16 protein-coding genes are annotated in these 18,297 nt (G+C 64.2%); 12 read left to right on the top strand and 4 right to left on the bottom strand.

The window, feature by feature from the left end:
* Window positions 1-53: 53 nt before the first annotated feature.
* Entirely contained in the window at window positions 54-1,019 is a 966-nt protein-coding gene (locus tag AC1RJY_RS21780) for a quinone oxidoreductase family protein (RefSeq protein ID WP_011774340.1), read from the bottom strand.
* 85 nt (window positions 1,020-1,104) lie between these two features.
* Complete coding sequence (locus tag AC1RJY_RS21775; protein WP_014921318.1) at window positions 1,105-2,193, bottom strand: fatty acid desaturase family protein; 1,089 nt, start codon at window positions 2,191-2,193, stop codon at window positions 1,105-1,107.
* 167 nt (window positions 2,194-2,360) lie between these two features.
* Here AC1RJY_RS21775 and argC point away from each other — a divergent pair, with 167 nt between their 5' ends.
* From argC to AC1RJY_RS21730, 9 genes are all read left to right on the top strand, one after another.
* The gene (argC, locus tag AC1RJY_RS21770) at window positions 2,361-3,392 is read left to right on the top strand and encodes an N-acetyl-gamma-glutamyl-phosphate reductase (RefSeq protein ID WP_011774342.1); all 1,032 of its coding nucleotides are present in this window, start codon (window positions 2,361-2,363) and stop codon (window positions 3,390-3,392) included.
* Window positions 3,389-4,555: a bifunctional glutamate N-acetyltransferase/amino-acid acetyltransferase ArgJ gene (argJ, locus tag AC1RJY_RS21765; RefSeq protein WP_011774343.1), complete on the top strand. Its 1,167-nt coding sequence runs from the start codon at window positions 3,389-3,391 to the stop codon at window positions 4,553-4,555. The genes argC and argJ overlap by 4 nt, the downstream gene beginning before the upstream one ends.
* A 10-nt stretch (window positions 4,556-4,565) precedes the next feature.
* Window positions 4,566-5,510, top strand: coding sequence for an acetylglutamate kinase (gene argB, locus AC1RJY_RS21760; RefSeq protein WP_043470013.1), 945 nt, complete (start codon window positions 4,566-4,568; stop codon window positions 5,508-5,510).
* The gene (locus AC1RJY_RS21755) at window positions 5,507-6,784 is read left to right on the top strand and encodes an acetylornithine transaminase (protein ID WP_498603497.1); all 1,278 of its coding nucleotides are present in this window, start codon (window positions 5,507-5,509) and stop codon (window positions 6,782-6,784) included. Before argB ends, AC1RJY_RS21755 begins: the two co-directional genes overlap by 4 nt.
* A complete protein-coding gene (gene argF / locus AC1RJY_RS21750; protein ID WP_210064237.1) occupies window positions 6,781-7,788 on the top strand; it encodes an ornithine carbamoyltransferase in 1,008 nt (335 codons plus the stop codon). Before AC1RJY_RS21755 ends, argF begins: the two co-directional genes overlap by 4 nt.
* Complete coding sequence (locus tag AC1RJY_RS21745) at window positions 7,788-8,324, top strand: arginine repressor (protein WP_011774347.1); 537 nt, start codon at window positions 7,788-7,790, stop codon at window positions 8,322-8,324. The genes argF and AC1RJY_RS21745 overlap by 1 nt, the downstream gene beginning before the upstream one ends.
* A gap of 71 nt (window positions 8,325-8,395) precedes the next feature.
* Complete coding sequence (locus AC1RJY_RS21740) at window positions 8,396-9,601, top strand: argininosuccinate synthase (protein WP_011774348.1); 1,206 nt, start codon at window positions 8,396-8,398, stop codon at window positions 9,599-9,601.
* Window positions 9,598-11,073, top strand: a complete 1,476-nt coding sequence (gene argH / locus AC1RJY_RS21735; RefSeq protein ID WP_498603493.1) for an argininosuccinate lyase — start codon at window positions 9,598-9,600, stop codon at window positions 11,071-11,073. Before AC1RJY_RS21740 ends, argH begins: the two co-directional genes overlap by 4 nt.
* A gap of 82 nt (window positions 11,074-11,155) precedes the next feature.
* Window positions 11,156-11,893 (top strand): maleylpyruvate isomerase family mycothiol-dependent enzyme, encoded by a 738-nt coding sequence (locus AC1RJY_RS21730; protein WP_210064235.1) that lies wholly within the window; start codon window positions 11,156-11,158, stop codon window positions 11,891-11,893.
* Between the two features lie 111 nt (window positions 11,894-12,004).
* On the opposite strand, the gene AC1RJY_RS21725 is transcribed toward AC1RJY_RS21730, so the two are convergent.
* Window positions 12,005-13,564: an AlkA N-terminal domain-containing protein gene (locus AC1RJY_RS21725; RefSeq protein WP_498603492.1), complete on the bottom strand. Its 1,560-nt coding sequence runs from the start codon at window positions 13,562-13,564 to the stop codon at window positions 12,005-12,007.
* A gap of 83 nt (window positions 13,565-13,647) precedes the next feature.
* Here AC1RJY_RS21725 and AC1RJY_RS21720 point away from each other — a divergent pair, with 83 nt between their 5' ends.
* The 3 genes from AC1RJY_RS21720 (at window position 13,648) to tyrS (ending at window position 18,021) form a co-directional block, all read left to right on the top strand.
* Complete coding sequence (locus AC1RJY_RS21720; RefSeq protein ID WP_498603490.1) at window positions 13,648-14,313, top strand: DNA-3-methyladenine glycosylase; 666 nt, start codon at window positions 13,648-13,650, stop codon at window positions 14,311-14,313.
* Between the two features lie 131 nt (window positions 14,314-14,444).
* Entirely contained in the window at window positions 14,445-16,673 is a 2,229-nt protein-coding gene (locus AC1RJY_RS21715) for a HelD family protein (protein ID WP_498603488.1), read from the top strand.
* A 37-nt stretch (window positions 16,674-16,710) separates the two neighbouring features.
* Window positions 16,711-18,021, top strand: coding sequence for a tyrosine--tRNA ligase (gene tyrS, locus AC1RJY_RS21710; protein WP_014921325.1), 1,311 nt, complete (start codon window positions 16,711-16,713; stop codon window positions 18,019-18,021).
* A gap of 38 nt (window positions 18,022-18,059) precedes the next feature.
* Here tyrS and AC1RJY_RS21705 read toward each other — a convergent pair.
* Window positions 18,060-18,297: hypothetical protein (locus AC1RJY_RS21705; RefSeq protein WP_498603486.1), on the bottom strand; the 238-nt coding region annotated here is incomplete at its 5' end.

The following is an 18,297-nucleotide window of genomic DNA, read 5'->3' as shown; positions in this document are numbered from 1 at the left end:
CACTTTGTTGCATCATTGTTCGCTTTCCGCTCACCTGACGTTCAAACCGGTACTTAAGGGACCAGCAGGACTTTTCCAGTGGTCCGGCGGCCTTCCAAGTCCCGGTGCGCCTGCGCCGCTTCTGCCAAGGGATAGGTGGCACCAACCCTGACAGCGAGGGTGCCGTTGGCGGCGGCGTCGAAAATTTCTGCCGAGCGCCATCGACGCTCGTGGGTGTTCTGGACAAAGTGAGCCATGGTGGGCCTGGTCAGGGTGAGCGAACCTGCGGCGTTCAAACGCTGGGGATCGAACGGCGGCACCGGGCCGGAAGCCGCACCGAAGAGCACCATGGCGCCGCGGATGCGCAGGCTCTTCAGGGAGTCATCGAACGTGTCCTTGCCGACGCCGTCGTACACCACGTTGACGCCCTCACCGTCGGTAAGTTCGCGGACTCTGTCTGCGAAGCCCTCGTAGCGGAGTACTTCATCGGCACCTGCCAGCGTGGAGAGATCGGCCTTCTCATCAGAGGAGACGGTGGTGATGACGCGGGCGCCGCGGGCCTTGAGCAGTTGGGTCAGCAGGAGGCCGACGCCGCCGGCACCTGCATGCAGGAGGACGGTGTGCCCGGGCTCCACCCGGAAGGATGAATTCATCAGGTAGTGAGCGGTGATTCCCTGCAGCGGCAGGGCCGCGGCGGTGTGATCATCGACGCCGTCAGGAACCGGCAGTGCCTTGCTTGCCTCAACGAGGGCGTACTCCGCGTAGGTTCTGGACCCCTCGGCGGTGGCAATGCGGTCACCAACAGAGAATTCCTCAACGCCTTCTCCTACGGCCTCCACTGTGCCGGCAGCCTCGGCGCCCGGCGTGAAGGGGTACTCCACTTTGTAGGTGCCGCTGCGTTGGTACGTCTCGATGAAATTGACCCCGGCAGCTGCGACCTTGATCAACAGCTGGCCGGGGCCAGGCGACGGTGTTTCCACGGATGCGTACTCGAGGACCTCAGGTCCTCCGGACTGCTGTGCAACGATGGCGTTCGTCATGGTGGCTCCTTACTCCGGGGCGGTCCTTCCGGTGCCCGGTTTCAGAATCCATCCTAGGGAGGTTGGGGCCTCCGGTGTCGAACGCCTAGCGGCGTCCGTGCGTCGAAGCGACGGGGCAGTCGAAGCCGCGGCCTGCGGCCAAGCCCACGTCATTCAGGTACCGGACCACGATCCCGTAAGACTGCATGAGCGTGGTTTCGGTGTAGGCGATGGAGTGTTTGCTGCAGAACTCGCGCACAATTTTTGTGGCCTTGTACAAATGGGGGCGAGCCATGTCAGGGAACAGGTGGTGTTCCACCTGCCGGTTCAGCCCACCCAGGAGGAAGTCCATAAAGATGCCGCCGGAGATATTGCGCGAGGTCAGGATCTGGCGGTTGAGGAAGTCCACGCGGCTGTCCTTGGGAAGGACGGGCATGCCTTTGTGGTTCGGGGCGAACGAGGCCCCCATGTAAAAGCCGTAGACCATGATCTGCACACCCAGGAAGGCGAACGCCATGCCGATGGGCAGGAATGTGAATGCCAGAACCGGGAGGGCGGCCAGCCTTGTGACCAGGATGGGCGTCTCTACCCAGCGGTGGCGTACTTTCTGCTTGCCGAAGACGAAGCGAAGGGAGTCAAACTGCAGGCTCAAGCCGAGGAGCGTCAGGAGCGGGAAGAAGAACCAGCCCTGCTTCTTGGTGAGGAAAGCGAGGCGGCCCTTACGTTCGGCTGCGGCGTCTTCGTAGAAGACCAAGGCGTTGTTCCGGATGTCCGGGTCCTTGGAAATGACGTTGGGGTGGTTGTGGTGGGCTCCGTGCTTCTGCTCCCACCAGGAGTAGCTGATGCCGGCGACGCCGGTGGCCAGGAGACGGGCGGACCAGTCATTGGCGCGGCGTGAGGCGAAGATCTGCTTGTGGCCGGCCTCGTGGGCCAGGAAGCTCAACTGCGTGCAGAGGATACCCACGGCAGCGGCGATCAACAGCTGGTACCAGGATTCACCGATCAAGGCGAACCCCAACCAGGTGCCTGCCATAAGGAGCACTAAGGCAACGAAGACCCAGATGTAAAAGCCGCTACGGCGTTCGAGGAGTCCTTCGGCTTTGACGCTCTTGAGGAGCTCGGAGTAGCTCTGGACGACGGGGTTGGGTTGAATTGCGCGAGCTTTGGGGCGCTCAGCGGTGGACGTGGGTGACATAAATGTGCCCCGTATCGCTAACGGGCAACGCTGCAGCCGACGTTCGGACTGCACGGTCTGGATCACCCTTCACTAAGCATACGGGTAATCTCCAAAATAATGAGACTGCTCACAACTGCATGCATAAATATCGGACAGCATGAATATTCTTGCTGTACAGTGGAGGTATGACTATTTCTGTTGCCGTCTCCGGTGCCAGCGGCTACGCCGGGGGAGAAGTGCTGCGCTTGCTGGCTGGCCATCCGAACGTCACCATCGGTGCCATCACCGCTCACAGCAACGCCGGTTCCAGACTAGGGGAGTTGCAGCCGCATCTCCACGGTTTGGCCAGTCGGATTCTGGAAGACACCACAGTGGAGAACCTTTCCGGGCATGACGTCGTGTTCCTGGCTCTGCCGCACGGTGCCTCTGCCGAGATCGCTGCACAGTTGCCTGAAGGGACGGTAGTGATCGACGCCGGTGCTGACCACCGCTTGCAGGACGCCGCAGCGTGGGAAAGGTTCTACGGCTCCGCTCACGCGGGCACTTGGCCGTATGGCCTCCCTGAGCTCCCCGGTCAACGCGAAGCCCTCAAAGGCGCTACCCGCATCGCCGTTCCCGGGTGCTACCCGACGTCCGCCCTGCTGGCCTTGACGCCCGGTTTCGCCAACAATCTCCTCTTGACGGACGACGTCGTGATTGTCTCCGCCTCGGGGACCTCAGGCGCCGGAAAGGCAGCCAAGGTCAACCTGATCGGCGCCGAGGTCATGGGTTCCATGAGCCCCTACGGTGTTGGCGGCGGACATCGGCACACCCCGGAGATCGAACAGGGACTGTCCAATGCGGCCGGTGAGCCGGTGACGGTTTCGTTCACGCCCACGCTGGTTCCGATGAGTCGCGGCATCCTCACCACGGCAACGGCCAAGGTTGGCCACGGCGTTTCCTACGCGGAGCTTCGCCAAGCCTGGGCAGACGCTTACGACGACGAACCGTTCGTGCACCTCCTTCCCGAAGGCCAGTGGCCCACCACCAAGTCCGTTCAGGGCTCCAATCATGCGGTGATGCAGTTGGCCTTCGACGCCCACACTGGCCGCGTGATCGTGACGTGCGCTATCGACAACCTCACCAAGGGGACCGCCGGTGGAGCCGTGCAGTCCATGAACATTGCCCTCGGCCTGGACGAAACCGCCGGCCTGAACCTGCAGGGAGTTGCACCGTGACCATTACCGCCCCCAAGGGATTCCGCGCCGCAGGCATCAAAGCCGGCATCAAGGCCTCGGGCAAACCGGACCTTGCTCTGGTAGTCAACGACGGCCCGCAAAAGTCCGCCGCCGCGGTCTTCACCTCCAACCGTGTGGCTGCTGCGCCGGTTCATTGGTCACGCCAGGTGGTCAGCGACGGACGTGTGGATGCCGTGGTCCTGAACTCCGGTGGAGCCAACGCCTGCACCGGTCCCCAGGGCTTCCAGAACACCCACGCCACCGCCGAGAAAGTGGCAGAGGTGCTGGGAATCTCAGCTTCCGACGTCGTCGTGTGCTCAACCGGCCTGATCGGTGAGCAGCTGCCCATGGACAAGATTCTGCCCGGCGTGGACGCTGCCTTCCGTGAACTGTCGGAGGATGGCGGCTCCGCCGCAGCCACGGCGATCATGACCACGGACAGTGTGTCCAAGGAAGCCGTCTTCACCGGCACCGACGCCGAGGGCAAGCAGTTCACTGTCGGCGGCATTGCCAAGGGTGCCGGCATGTTGGCTCCGGGCCTCGCCACGATGCTGGTGGTCCTCACTACCGACGCCGAGGTTCCTGCTGATGAACTCGACGTCGTCCTGCGGGATGCCACGCGCGTCACCTTTGACCGGGCAGACTCGGACGGCTGCATGTCCACCAACGACACCGTGGTTCTGCTGGCATCCGGGGCGTCCGAGGCGTTGCCATCCGCCGAGCAGTTGAGCGAAGCGGTCACCCAGGTCTGCGCCGAACTGGCCCGCAAGCTCATCGGTGACGCCGAAGGCGCCAGCCACGACATCGCCATCCGGACGTTCAACGCTGCCAGCGAACGCGATGCCGAAATCGTTAGCCGCAGCGTTGCCCGCTCCAACCTGTTCAAAGCCGCCATCTTCGGCAAGGACCCTAACTGGGGCCGTGTGCTCTCGGCCGTGGGAACGACTGACGCCGTCTTCGAGGCGGACCAGCTCAACGTGGCAATGAACGGTGTGCAGATCTGCCGCAACGGCGCAATCGGCGATGACCGCAACCTGGTGGACCTGGAGCCGCGCGAAGTGCTGGTCGAAATCGACCTGCAGGCCGGCGATGCCGAAGCCACCATTTGGACCAACGACCTCACGCACGATTACGTGCACGAGAACAGCGCATACTCGAGCTGAGCGGATGACTATGACTGCGCACACCCGCGAAACCACCTCCATGAGTGACGCCCAGGACAAGGCCGGCACCCTGATCGAGGCCCTTCCGTGGATCCAGCGTTTTGCCGGTACCACCATGGTGATCAAGTACGGCGGCAACGCTATGGTCAACGACGACCTTCGTCGTGCCTTCGCCGAGGACATTGTGTTCCTCCACCACGTTGGCATCCACCCCGTGGTGGTCCATGGCGGTGGCCCCCAGATCAACTCCATGCTGAGCCGCCTGGGCATCGAGTCCGAGTTCAAGGGCGGCTTGCGCGTCACCACCCCTGAAGCCATGGATGTGGTCCGCATGGTCCTCACGGGCCAGGTTGGACGCGAGCTTGTTGGCCTCATCAACTCCCACGGTCCCTACGCCGTGGGCATGTCAGGCGAAGATGGCGGACTATTGCGCGCCGTTCGTACGGGCACGGTTGTTGACGGCGAAGAGGTGGACCTCGGCCTGGTGGGCGAAGTGGTGGGTGTGGATCCCGCCGGCATCAAGGACATTCTCGACGCCGGCCGCATCCCGGTGATCTCAACGGTCGCCCCGGAAATTCTCGACGACGGCAACGGTTCCGGTCCCACCACCGGACAGGTCCTCAACGTCAACGCGGACACTGCAGCTGCCGCCGTCGCCTCCGCCCTGGGCGCCACCAAGCTTGTCATCCTGACCGACGTCGAAGGCCTGTACGCCAACTGGCCGGACAAATCGTCGCTGATCTCATCACTGACCGCATCGGAACTCCGGGACATGCTGCCTCGCTTGGAGTCCGGAATGATTCCAAAAATGGCCGCCTGCCTCAAGGCCATCGATGAAGGCGTGGAACGCGCGCACATCGTGGACGGCCGCTTGCCGCACTCGATGCTGCTGGAGACGTTCACGACCGCCGGTATCGGCACGCAAGTAGTACCCGACGAGGAAGTGAACGCATGAGCACCGAACTGAGCCATACCGCCATCGCTGCGGAGGCTGCCGCAACCACGCTCGTTTCCCAGAGCTCAGGCGCTGACTGGCTTGCTCGTTACTCGTCCTCGCTCATGGGCGTCTTCGGCACGCCGCAGCGTGTCCTGGTCCGTGGCGCCGGCTGCCTCGTGTGGGACGCCGACGGCAAGGAATACCTGGACCTGTTGGGCGGGATTGCCGTGAACGCGCTGGGCCATGCCCACCCCTTCGTCACGTCTGTCATCTCCAGCCAGCTGGCCACGCTGGGCCACGTCTCGAACTTCTTCACCAGCCCCACGCAGATCGCACTGGCCGAGAAGCTCCTGGCCATCAGCAATGCACCGGCAGGTTCCAAGGTCTTCTTTGCCAACTCCGGCACTGAGGCCAACGAGGCAGCGTTCAAGCTCGCCCGACGGAATAACTCCGATGGAAAGCGCACCAAGATCATCGCCTTGGAGGGGGCCTTCCACGGCCGCACCATGGGCGCCTTGGCGCTCACGGCCAAAGAGGCTTACCGTGCACCGTTTGAGCCACTGCCCGGTGGCGTGGTCCACATCCCGTTCGGCGACGTCGAAGCCTTGCATGCCGCCGTCGACGATTCCACAGCGGCCGTCTTCCTGGAACCCATCCAAGGCGAAGCGGGCGTCCGCCCACTCAGCGCCGAATACCTGCAGGCGGCCCGCGAGGTGACCACCGCGGCGGGAGCCCTGCTGATCTTGGATGAGGTACAAACCGGCATCGGCCGGACCGGTAAATGGCTCGCCAGCGAAGACGCCGGAATTGTTCCCGACGCCGTGACCCTCGCCAAGGGACTCGGCGGCGGCTTCCCGGTGGGCGCCTTGGTTACCTTCGGAAGTACGACGTCGGCCCTGCTCAGCGCCGGGCAACACGGCACCACGTTCGGCGGGAATCCGGTGGCTACGGCCGCCGCGCTGGCCACGCTCCACGCGATCGAAAGCCAAGGTGTCCTGCAGAACGTGCTGACTGTCGGCGCCCACCTTCGTGAGGGACTGGCCGCCATCGAGGCCGTCACTGAAGTCCGTGGCGAGGGTCTGTTGATCGGCTTCGATGTGAACGCCGACATCGCACCCGCGATGGTGACCGCAGCTTTGGACGCCGGCTTCATCATCAACAGCCCGGGCCCGAGGACCATCCGCCTCGCGCCGCCGCTGATCCTGACCGTCGATCAAGCGAACCGTTTCCTGGACGCTCTACCCACCCTGATCGCTACGGCTACGGCCAACACCGCTAAGGACGCACAGTGACTACTACCAACACCACCCGTCACTTCCTCAAGGACACGGATCTGAGCCCTGCCGAGCAGGCTGAGGTTTTGGAACTCGCCGTCCGTATGAAGGCCGCGCCGTACAGCGTGCAGCCCTTCGCCGCCGAGGGTAACGGCCGTAAGACAGTGGCAGTGATCTTTGACAAGACCTCCACCCGCACGCGTGTTTCCTTTGCCACCGGCATAGCGGACATGGGCGGCAACGCGCTGATCATCAACCCGGGTGAAGCCCAGATCGGCCACAAGGAATCCGTGGAGGACACGGCGAAGGTCCTGGAGCGCATGGTGTCCACCATCGTATGGCGGACAGGTGCGCACTCCGGCCTGGTTGCCATGGCGGCAAACTCCAAGGTCCCCGTCATCAATGCCCTGTGCGACGACTACCACCCCTGCCAGCTCCTTGCCGACCTTCTGGCCGTCAAGGAACACAAAGGCGAACTGGCTGGATTGAGCATGGCTTATCTGGGTGACGCCGCGAACAACATGGCCAACTCCTACTTGCTGGCCGGAGTTACTGCCGGAATGCATGTGCGCATTTCCGGCCCCGAAGGCTATCTTCCGGCACCTGAAATCGTGGCTGCCGCGGAGGAGCGTGCGGCCGAGACAGGCGGCTCGGTGCTCATCACCAGTGATGCAGCCGAAGCGCTCAAGGGCGCCGACGTCGTAGCAACGGACACGTGGGTTTCCATGGGCCAGGAAGCCGAAAAGGAAGCCCGGCTGCAGCTCTTCCGCGAGTACTCCGTGGATGAGGCCGCCATGGCGCAGGCCGCGCCGGACGCCGTTGTGCTTCACTGCCTTCCGGCCTACCGGGGTTACGAAATTTCCGCCGGAGTGATCGACGGGCCGCAGTCGATTGTCTGGGACGAGGCGGAGAACCGCCTGCACGCCCAGAAGGCGCTGATGGCCTGGCTGATGCACCGCTCCGGTCTCGCTTTCGTGGACGGTCTTTCTCCCGTCGAAGGAACCGGGGAGAGCACGTTCTAGTGTCCACCAACCCGTCCGTGCCGGGCGCCAGCCCAGCCACCAAGACTGCCCGACAGGCGCGCATCACCGCGATCCTGACGGGTGAGTCCGTGCGTTCACAAGCAGAGCTTGCAGCCCTGCTGGCGGACGACGGCGTCCAGGTCACCCAGGCCACCCTGTCCCGCGACCTCGTTGAACTGGGCGCAGTCCGGGTCCGGGGCAAGGAAGGCGCACTTGTTTACGCTGTCCCGGGGGAGGGTGGGGACCGCAACGCCAAGAGCGGCGTCACCCAGGAAATCCTGGATGCGCGGCTGACCCGGCTTTGCGGCGAACTCCTGGTGACAGCGGAGGCATCGGGCAACATCGTGGTACTCCGCACCCCGCCGGGAGCAGCCAATTTCCTGGCCTTGGCAGTTGACCACTCGGTGATGCCGTCGGTATTGGGTACGATCGCAGGCGACGACACTTTGCTGCTGGTCGCACGGGATCCCGATGGCGGGGCAGAACTGGCAGCGCGTTTCCTGCGCATGGCCGAAGAAGCCGGGCCTGGCAATTAATTGATCTTTTTCAGCATTGATTCACACAGCATTGATTCGAATGAACCAAGCAACAATAAAGGAGCACTCTCGTGACTGAGCGCATTGTTCTGGCCTACTCCGGTGGCCTTGATACTTCCGTAGCCATCGGCTGGATCGGTGAAGCCACCGGCGCCGAGGTCATCGCTGTGGCCGTCGACGTCGGACAGGGCGGCGAGTCGCTGGAGACCATCCGCCAGCGCGCACTCGGTTGCGGTGCCGTCGAAGCCTACGTTGCCGACGCCCGTGACGAGTTCGCCAACGAGTACGCCATGCCTACCCTGAAGGCCAACGCCCTCTACCAGGGCCACTATCCGCTGGTTTCCGCTATTTCCCGCCCGGTCATCGTGAAGCACCTCGTGAAGGCTGCCCGCGAATTCGGTGCCACCACCGTTGCCCACGGCTGCACCGGCAAGGGCAACGACCAGGTCCGTTTCGAAGTTGGCATCCAGACCCTCGGCCCGGACCTGAAGTGCATTGCACCGGTCCGCGACCTCGCGCTGACCCGCGACAAGGCCATCGCCTTCGCCGAGGAAAAGGGACTGCCGATCGAGACCACCAAGAAGAACCCGTACTCGATCGACCAGAACGTCTGGGGACGGGCCGTCGAAACCGGTTATCTCGAGGACATCTGGAACGCTCCCACCAAGGACATCTACGATTACACCGCCACCCCGGAATTCCCGCCGGCGCCGGATGAGGTCATCATCTCCTTCCAGGCCGGTGTTCCGGTCGCCATCGACGGCGTCAAGGTCACCCCGCTGCAGGCCATCCAGGAACTGAACCGCCGTGCAGGCGCGCAGGGCGTTGGCCGCATCGACGTCGTCGAGGACCGCCTCGTCGGCATCAAGTCCCGTGAAATCTACGAAGCCCCGGGTGCCATGGCGCTGATCACCGCCCACAAGCACCTCGAGGACATCACCATCGAGCGTGAGCAGGCCCGCTTCAAGGCAACTGTTGGCCAGCGCTGGGCCGAGCTGGTCTACGACGGACAGTGGTTCTCCCCGCTCAAGCGCTCCCTGGATGCCTTCATCGAGGACACCCAGCAGTACGTTTCCGGTGACATCCGCATGGTCCTCCACGGCGGCCAGGCAGTCGTCAACGGTCGTCGCTCCGAGACCTCGCTGTACGACTTCGACCTCGCTACCTACGACACCGGCGATACCTTCGACCAGTCCATGGCACGCGGCTTCATCGAACTGTGGGGCATGTCCTCCAAGGTTGCTTCGGGCCGCGACCTTCGCGTCGCAGGGCAGTGACACCGCAGCAGGGCCCCGGGACGCAGGGGTCCCCGGCCGAGCGTAGCGAGGTAGGGGAGCGTTCAGGGACAAATGAAGGTGCACTGTGGGGCGGCCGGTTCGCCGGCGGCCCGGCAGATGCGCTGGCTGCTCTGAGCAAGTCCACCCATTTTGACTGGCGGCTCGCCCGCTATGACATCGCCGGTTCCAAGGCCCACGCCCGCGTGTTGGCCAAGGCCGGTCTGTTGGACGACGCCGAGCTCGAAGGCATGCTTGCCGCCCTCACCCAGTTGGATGAGGACGTCGCCAGCGGCGCCTACCTCCCGGCTGAGAGCGACGAGGACGTGCACGGTTCGCTGGAGCGTGGCCTGATCGAGCGGGCTGGTACCCAGCTGGGCGGCAAGCTGCGTGCGGGCCGTTCCCGCAATGACCAGGTGGCCACGCTGGGCCGTATGTTCCTGCGTGACCACGCCCGCATCATCGCCCGCGGTGTCCTTGCCACCATCGATGCCCTTGTGGAGCAGGCCAAGGCCCACCACGGCGTAGCGATGCCTGGTCGGACGCATTTGCAGCACGCGCAGCCGGTGTTGCTGAGCCACCACCTGCTGGCCCACGCCTGGGCGCTGTTGCGCGATGTGCAGCGCCTCCAGGACTGGGACAAGCGTGCCGGTGTGTCGCCCTATGGTTCGGGTGCGCTGGCCGGTTCATCCCTGGGCCTGGACCCTGAGGCTGTCGCCGCTGATCTGGGCTTCTTCTCGGCCGTCCACAACTCGATTGATGGCACCGCCTCCCGCGATGTCTTCGCCGAGTTCGCCTGGGTATGCTCCATGATCGGCGTGGATCTGTCCCGGATTTCCGAGGAAGTCATCTTCTGGGCAACCAAGGAATTCTCCTTCGTGACACTGCATGACTCGTACTCCACAGGGTCCTCGATCATGCCGCAGAAGAAGAACCCGGACGTTGCCGAGCTCGCGCGCGGCAAGGCAGGACGCCTCATTGGCAACCTGACCGGACTGCTGGCGACGCTCAAGGGCCTGCCGCTCGCGTACAACCGCGATCTGCAGGAAGATAAAGAACCTGTCTTCGACGCCGCCGACACCTTGGAGCTGCTGCTTCCGGCCGTGTCCGGCATGATTGCCACGCTGAAGTTCAACACGGAGCGCATGGAAGCACTGGCTCCCCAAGGCTTCGCGTTGGCCACGGACATTGCTGAGTGGCTTGTCCGCCAGGGCGTTCCGTTCCGTGAGGCGCACGAGCTCTCCGGTGCTGCCGTGAAGCAAGCCGAAGGTCGCGGCGTGGAGTTGTGGGACTTGACGGACGAGGAATACTCAGCAATCTCGGAGCACTTGACTCCCCAGGTTCGCAGCGTCCTGAGCACTGAGGGGTCGCTCAACAGCCGCAACTCTCAGGGCGGAACGGCACCAGCCGCCGTCGAACGCCAACTGGCTGCCCTTCAAGCGGAACTGGACGCAGCGCGTTCCTACGCCAGCTAGACCACTCGGGACGGCACGTCGCGGCCATGCCTTCGGGCAGGGCAACGCGAGGTGCCGTCCCGCAGTGCGTTAACATGGCGCTATGACTCAGATCACCCCTGAGACGTTGCCCGCAGAGCTTCACAAAGCCGCCGACACCGTCACCCGCCTCGTATCCAAGATGGACGAATCCTCCGTCGCGGAACCGTCAGAACTTCCAGGCTGGACCCGTGGCCACGTCCTGGCGCACCTTGCCGGAATTTCCAACGCCATGGCCCGGCAACTGGAGTACGCGCGCCGCGGCGAAACCGTGGAGCTGTACGACGGCGGCATGGACGGCCGTACGAAGGCCATCGAACTGGCGGCAGGGCACAGCCTCGCCCGGCACACGGAATCGGTCACCGCCGCGCTGGGGTCCGCCATTGCCGCGTTCGACGCCTTGGGTCCGGACGATTGGCAAGCACGGATCGCCTACAGAGACGGAACAGTGCTCGACGGCGGTCTGGCGCTGTGGCGCGAACTCACCATCCACGCATCGGACCTGCGTTTGGGTTACGGGCCGGAGACTTGGAGCCGACCCTTCTGCGAGCACCTCATCACTTTCCTGGCCGCACGTGTGCCCGAGACCTACAAACTGGTCCTGCAACCCACAGGGCTGCCACAACTGAGCATCGGCACCGGAGGCACATCCATAGCAATTACCGGCATGCTGACGGACATCGCGGCCTGGCTGGCCGGCCGCGAACCGAGCCTTGGGAGCCTGCGGGCAACTGCAGCCGCTGACGGAGTGGAGCTCCCCGAATTGCTGCCGTGGCCCGCGGCCCAGCCCGCCGCCCGCTAAAGTCCGGATGCTCTCTCACTTCCCTCGGGTTTGGGGCGGTCGCTCTCTCACGTCCCTCGGGCTTGAGCTGGATGCTCTCTCACGTCCCTCGGGTTTGGGGCGGTCGCTCTCTCACTTCCCGCGGGTTTGGGGCGGTCGCTCTCTCACGTCCCTCGGGTTTGGGGCGGTCGCTCTCTCACTTCCCGCGGGCTTGGTCTTCACCGCTGCTGCCCGCCACAAGTGCATGGTGGCGTACGAACGCCACGGGCTGACCTCCCTGAAGTCTGCGCTGAGTCCCAACCCCACGGGCAGCGCCTTCACGCCGTTCCTTACTGCCGCGTCATTGGCCAGGAACACATCCGGGGCGCCCAGTACCCTCATGGCGACATAGCCCACCGTCCACGGTCCCACGCCAGGCATTGGGAGAAGCTTCCGGCCGAGGCTGGCGGGGTCGTCGCCGTAGCCGAAGTCCAGTTCCCCGCTGGCCATGGCCTCGGCGGCGGCCACGATGGAGTCGATGCGGCGCTGTGGTCCTCGGAGTAAGGCACGCCCGTGTTCGGCGAGTTCTGCTGCTGTAGGAAATAGTCGATCAAGGTCTGGCGCAGCGCCATCGACGGCGGATCCGGCCGCAGACAACTGGCTAAGGGCAGTTCGGGCAGCAGCGACGGTGATCTGTTGTCCGATCATTGCCCGAATAAGCAGTTCCTGGGGCTCCACAGCCCCCGGCACGCGCATCCCCGGGAGTGCGGCCACGCTGGCCGTAAGCCTCGGATCCGCTGCCAGGGCACCATCGACCGCTTGCGGATCGGCGTCCAGGTCGAACAGCCTGCGGACCCGGCTCAACAGTGCCGGGAGGTCGTGCAGGTCCACGGCCGTGGCTGTGAGTTGCAACGGTTTGCCGGGTGTTGAGGGGCTGTAGGCAACCGAAAAGGATGCGCTGCCTCGGGGGAGCCGCAGCGTGCGGGCATAGGTCCGGCTCCCGTCACTGTCAGTCGTTGCTCTTTCGATGCCCGGCACCGCGCGAACTGCCAGGAAGTCGAAAATGCCCGGATCGAAGGGTTCCCTGTAAGGAAGGTTCAGCGTCAGCGCCGCCGGGGCTGGCGTCGCTGCCCCGGAACCTTTGCGGGTGCTGGACTTCGCCCCGGTGGCCCGCACCGCCGTCGGGGTCATCGCGAAAACCTCGCCGATGGTGTCGTTAAATTGCCGCACGCTGTTGAACCCTGACGCGAACGCAACGTCGGCGAGGAGCATGTCGGTGGAAACCAGCAAAGTCCTGGCGGTCTGCGCCCTGCTGGCCCGTGCCAGTGAGAGGGGGCCGGCGCCGAGTTCGTTGCTGAGGATGCGATTAAGCTGTCGAGCGGAGTACCCCAGCCGGTTCGCGAGGCCGTCCACGCCCTCGCGCGTGATGACGCCGTCGTTGATCAATCTCATCGCGCGTCCGGCAATGTCGGAACGGATGTTCCATGCAGGCGTTCCAGGGACAGCCTCGGGCAGGCATCGCTTGCAGGCGCGATACCCGGCCTCATGGGCGGCTGCGGAGGTTTCATAGAAGGTGACGTTCTCAGCCTTGGGCGTACGCGCGGGGCACGACGGCCGGCAGTAGATGCCGGTGGAGCTGACGGCAGTGAAGAACTGACCGTCAAAGCGGGTGTCGCGGGCGTCGATCGCCCTGTAGCGCTGCCAGAAGTCCATTGCTTTATCCTGCCAGCCGTTCGAAGCAGTCGCTAGCGGAAATCGGACATGGCCGTTTGCTGCATTGTTGCTAGGGTCTGGTCATGAGTTACGTGCCAAACGAGGTCAGCAGCCCCGCCGACGTGCGCAAGTTTCTTGAGGGCGATCCCCGAGTCATCGCTCCGCTGGTACTCGGTGCGGTACTGACCCACCACTCGGAAGCCGGTCCGGTCTCCGTCAGGCTCACCGAAGTTGAGGCCTACCTTGGGCCGCGCGACTCCGAGCACCCCGACCCCGGCTCCCACACCTTCGGCGGTCCTACCGCCCGGAATGCGCCCATGTTCGGGCCGCCCGGGTTCCTGTACGTCTACTTCACCTACGGCATGCACTACTGCGCCAACATTGTCTGCGGTCCCGAGGGCGCTGCGTCAGCACTGCTCCTGCGTGCCGGTGAAATCGTCGAGGGGGAGGGTCTCGCCGCCCTTCGCCGGCCTGCATCCAAAGCGCACAAGGACCTGGCCAGCGGACCCGCCAGGCTCGCCTCCGCGCTGGGACTTACGACGGCGGACACTGGCCGTGACGCGCTCGCGGAACCGTTCAGTTTGTGGTTGCCCAGGACGCCGGCGCCTGCCGTTGCCAGCGGACCACGGGTGGGCGTAGCGGGTCCGGGCGGAAGCACTGAATACCCGTGGCGCTTCTGGATCGAGGACGATCCTACGGTGTCCCGGTACAAGGCAGCACGGCCGCGGAACCGGAGCGCCACCAACTGACTTCAGCGCTGGCGGCTTTGCTAACCTCGACTTTTTTGTGACGCAGTCCGCCGTATGACGTGTACCCCCCACGTTTACCAAAATCGCTGTAGAATGGTAGGTCTGTCTTTTGCGATAGGGGTTACGGTTCGATGCACGACGCTGATTTGGTCCATGAGCAGGAATATGTTGCCAGGCTGTATGCCCGGCTCGATGAGCTGCGCGCCGAAAAGCGCGCCCAGCTGGCGCAGGTGCGCAAGGCCGGTGCGGTGGGAACCATGCAGAACGTCTCAGAACGTGACGCGTTCGCGGCACTGTACGAAGACCGCCTGGCCCAGCTCGACGCCGTCGACGACCGCCTGGTCTTTGGCCGCCTGGACCTGGATTCCGGTGAGGCCCAGTACATTGGCCGCATCGGGCTGTCCACGGCCGATCTCCAGCGGCTGATGGTCGACTGGCGTGCCCCGGAAGCCGGCCACTTCTACCAAGCCACCGCGTTCGACCGTCAAGGCGTGCGCCGCCGCCGCCACCTGATCCTTCAGGGGCGCGACGTGAAAGCCATAGAAGACGACGTCCTGGATGCCGGGATGCTTGCGGACAACGACTCGCTCCAGGGCGAGGGCGCGCTGCTCGCTGCGCTGAATTCCAAGCGCACGGGCCGCATGTCGGACATCGTGGGCACCATCCAGTCCGAGCAGGACCGGATCATCCGTTCATCCATTTCCGGCGCGCTGGTAGTCCAGGGCGGCCCCGGAACGGGCAAGACCGCCGTAGCCCTGCACCGTGCCGCCTACCTGTTGTACACGCACCGCGAGCGGCTCAAGAGCGCCGGTGTGCTGCTTGTCGGGCCGTCGTCGTCCTTCATGCACTACATCGAACGAGTGCTTCCGTCGCTCGGCGAGACCGGTGTGGTCATGGCCAGCCTCGGACGCCTCATGCCCGGCATTCACGCCATTCCCGAGGAAAATGCGGACGTCGCCGCCCTCAAGGGCAAGCTGGACATGGCCACCGTGGTGGCAAATGCCGTGGCAAACCGGCAACGGACGCCTGCTGAGGACCGTATCCTCGAAGTTGACTCGCGGAAGCTGACGCTGACGGTTCGTCAGGTCCGCCGTGCCCGGGAAAAAGCCCGCGCAACAGGCAAGCCGCATAACGAAGCGCGGCTCACGTTCGTCAAGATCCTCCTACGCGAGCTCACGGAGCAGCTGACGGACCTCGTAGAAGAGGGCAACATCGGCAACAACGCCGATCGCGCCTACTTGGCCGAAGACGTACGGTCGGCCCGCGACGTGCGCATCGCGCTCAACCTTTGCTGGATGCCGATGACGCCTGAGAAACTCATTTCCGAGCTCTTCAGCAAGCCTGCCATCCTCGAAGCCTGCACGCCGCACCTGACACCCGCACAGCGTTCGCTGCTGCAGCGTCCGGTGGATGCGCCGTGGACGGAAGCAGATGTTCCGCTGCTGGATGAGGCTGCAGAATTGCTCGGTGAGCTGGACCCGGCCGCCGGCAGGGGACTGGCCCAGCAGGAAGCCGACCGCGCACGCGACCTCGCCAACGCCAAGCAGACCCTCGCCAACATGGAAGCGATGGGCGTGGACGTCCTGGTGACCGCTGAAGAGCTCGCCGAACAGAACCAGGAACGCGAAGGACGGCTGACCGCTGCCGAACGCGCCACGAGCGACCGGTCATGGGCCTTCGGCCACATCGTGGTTGACGAGGCCCAGGAACTCTCGCCCATGCAGTGGCGGCTCCTCGTGCGGCGTTGCCCGCTGAAGTCCTTCACCATCGTGGGTGATATCGCCCAAACGAGTGCAGCAGCCGGTGCCAATTCGTGGCAAAGTGCGCTGGCGCCGTCGTTCGGTGACCGCTGGACACTGGAAGAACTTACCGTCAACTACCGCACGCCGTCGCAGATCGCAGAAGCTGCTGTCCGTATGGCCAACCGCGCAGGTTTGGTTGTTTCGGCTCCGAAGGCCGTACGCGAAGGCAAGTGGTCACCCATTGTGGACCACGTGGAGGCGGACGGCATCGTGAAGCGCTTGGTTGAAGTCCTGCCGGAAGAAGTCGAAGCGATCGACGGCGGCCTGCTGGCTGTCATTGCCGACGGTCCCTTGCTGCCTCAGGCCACAGCCGCGTTGCGGGAAGTCTACGGGCGTCGCATCGGATCCGGGGCGGGCAGCTACCAGCAGGACATCGTGGTGATCAGCCCCAAGGAAGCCAAGGGACTGGAATTCGACGGTGTGGTGGTGCTGGAACCGGCTGCCATGTTGAATCACGAGCACGGCAAGGTGGGTGACCTCTACGTTGCCATGACCCGGGCCACCCAGCGTCTGCGCCTCATCGCAGCCGCACCGGTACCCGCCGGTATCGAACGGTAGGAAAAACGGACCCTGCAATCCTGCTAACTTAGATCTCGTGTCACACGTAAACAACCTCGAGTCCCAGCACAACGATCCCGCCTTTGCCAACGTCTGGCAGGAGCTCAAATGGCGCGGCCTTGTCCACGTTTCCACTGATGAAACGGAACTGGAAAAGCTGCTCGCCGGGGACCCGATCACGTATTACTGTGGCTTCGATCCCACCGCACCGTCGCTGCACCTGGGCAACCTTGTGCAGTTGCTGGTGATGCGCCGCCTGCAGCTGGCCGGCCACAAGCCGCTCGGTTTGGTGGGCGGTTCCACCGGCTTGATCGGTGACCCCCGCCCGACGGCAGAACGTACTTTGAACACCAAGGACACCGTCGCGGAGTGGGTCGGCTACCTTCAGGGCCAGGTGCGCCGTTTCCTCAGCTTCGAGGGCGAAAACCCTGCCCGCATGGTCAACAACCTGGACTGGACGGCGCCTTTGAGTGCCATCGACTTCCTTCGCGAGATCGGCAAGCACTTCCGTGTCGGCACCATGCTGCGCAAGGATGCCGTAGCGTCGCGCCTCAGCTCGGACGAAGGTATCAGCTACACCGAGTTCAGCTACCAGATCCTGCAGGGAATGGACTACCTCCAGCTTTTCCGCGACTACGGCTGCGCGTTGCAGACGGGCGGCTCGGACCAGTGGGGCAACCTCACCAGCGGAACCGAACTCATCCGTAAGGTAGAAGGCAAGAGTGTCCACGCCCTCGGCACGCCGCTCATCACCAACTCCGACGGCACCAAGTTCGGCAAGAGCGAAGGCAACGCCATTTGGCTGGACCCGGACATGTGCAGCCCGTACACCTTCTACCAGTTCTGGCTGAACACCGCCGATGCTGATGTGGTTGACCGGCTTAAGGTATTCACATTCCTGAGCCGTGCCGAGATCGAGGCACTTGGCCAGGCTGTGGAGGAGCGCCCGTTTGCCCGCGAAGGCCAGAAGAAGCTTGCCTTCGAGGTGACCTCCTTGGTGCATGGCGTAGACGCGACCGAGAAAGTCATCGCTGCTTCGGCTGCGCTGTTCGGCAACGGGGACCTCACCGTACTGGATGAGCGGACCCTTGAGGCTGCCACGGCGGAACTTCCCTCCGCGACGATTGGGGCCGACGGCCTCGGCATCATCGACCTCCTGGTTGCTTCGGGTCTGTCGGACAGCAAGTCGGCCGCCCGCCGGACCGTCGGCGAGGGCGGTGCCTACGTGAACAACACCAAGGTGTCCGATCCCGACGCTGTCATTGCCCGCGAGGAACTGCTGCATGGCCGGTACTTGCTCCTCCGCCGGGGCAAGAAGAACCTGGCAACCATCGAGGTCTCGGCCTAAGTAGTTTAGTTATCCAGCCCTGAAAGGGTCGGCAACCGTTATGGTTGCCGGCCCTTTCTGCGTTTAAGCGTGCTTACTCTTGCCGGCGTTGGGTGGTGTGGCTGGATGGTGGGGGGTGGGCTGGTGTGGTTGGCGCGGAAGCGGTGGTTGGTGCGGAGGGTGTGGTTGGCGCGGAGGGTGTGGTTGGTGCGGAGGCGGTGGTCATCCTCGGCGCGCTCGCTCCTTCGTCGCTTGGACGCGCGCTGCCGGATAACCGCCGCCACCTTCCGACGCTCT

The sequence above is a fragment of the Arthrobacter sp. GW822-FHT05G07 genome (assembly GCF_058799755.1).
The sequence above is the reverse complement of the archived record's forward strand: the minus strand, read 5'-3'. Positions and strand labels throughout refer to the sequence as shown.

Excerpts from the sequence above, each read along its gene's own strand:
- AC1RJY_RS21720 (WP_498603490.1), top strand. The coding sequence starts at position 13,648 with ATGAGTTACGTGCCAAACGAGGTCAGCAGCCCCGCCGACGTGCGCAAG.
- argC (WP_011774342.1), top strand. The coding sequence starts at position 2,361 with ATGACTATTTCTGTTGCCGTCTCCGGTGCCAGCGGCTACGCCGGGGGA.
- AC1RJY_RS21715 (WP_498603488.1), top strand. The coding sequence starts at position 14,445 with ATGCACGACGCTGATTTGGTCCATGAGCAGGAATATGTTGCCAGGCTG.
- argB (WP_043470013.1), top strand. The coding sequence starts at position 4,566 with ATGACTGCGCACACCCGCGAAACCACCTCCATGAGTGACGCCCAGGAC.
- AC1RJY_RS21725 (WP_498603492.1), bottom strand. The coding sequence starts at position 13,564 with ATGGACTTCTGGCAGCGCTACAGGGCGATCGACGCCCGCGACACCCGC.
- AC1RJY_RS21780 (WP_011774340.1), bottom strand. The coding sequence starts at position 1,019 with ATGACGAACGCCATCGTTGCACAGCAGTCCGGAGGACCTGAGGTCCTC.
- AC1RJY_RS21755 (WP_498603497.1), top strand. The coding sequence starts at position 5,507 with ATGAGCACCGAACTGAGCCATACCGCCATCGCTGCGGAGGCTGCCGCA.
- AC1RJY_RS21730 (WP_210064235.1), top strand. The coding sequence starts at position 11,156 with ATGACTCAGATCACCCCTGAGACGTTGCCCGCAGAGCTTCACAAAGCC.
- AC1RJY_RS21775 (WP_014921318.1), bottom strand. The coding sequence starts at position 2,193 with ATGTCACCCACGTCCACCGCTGAGCGCCCCAAAGCTCGCGCAATTCAA.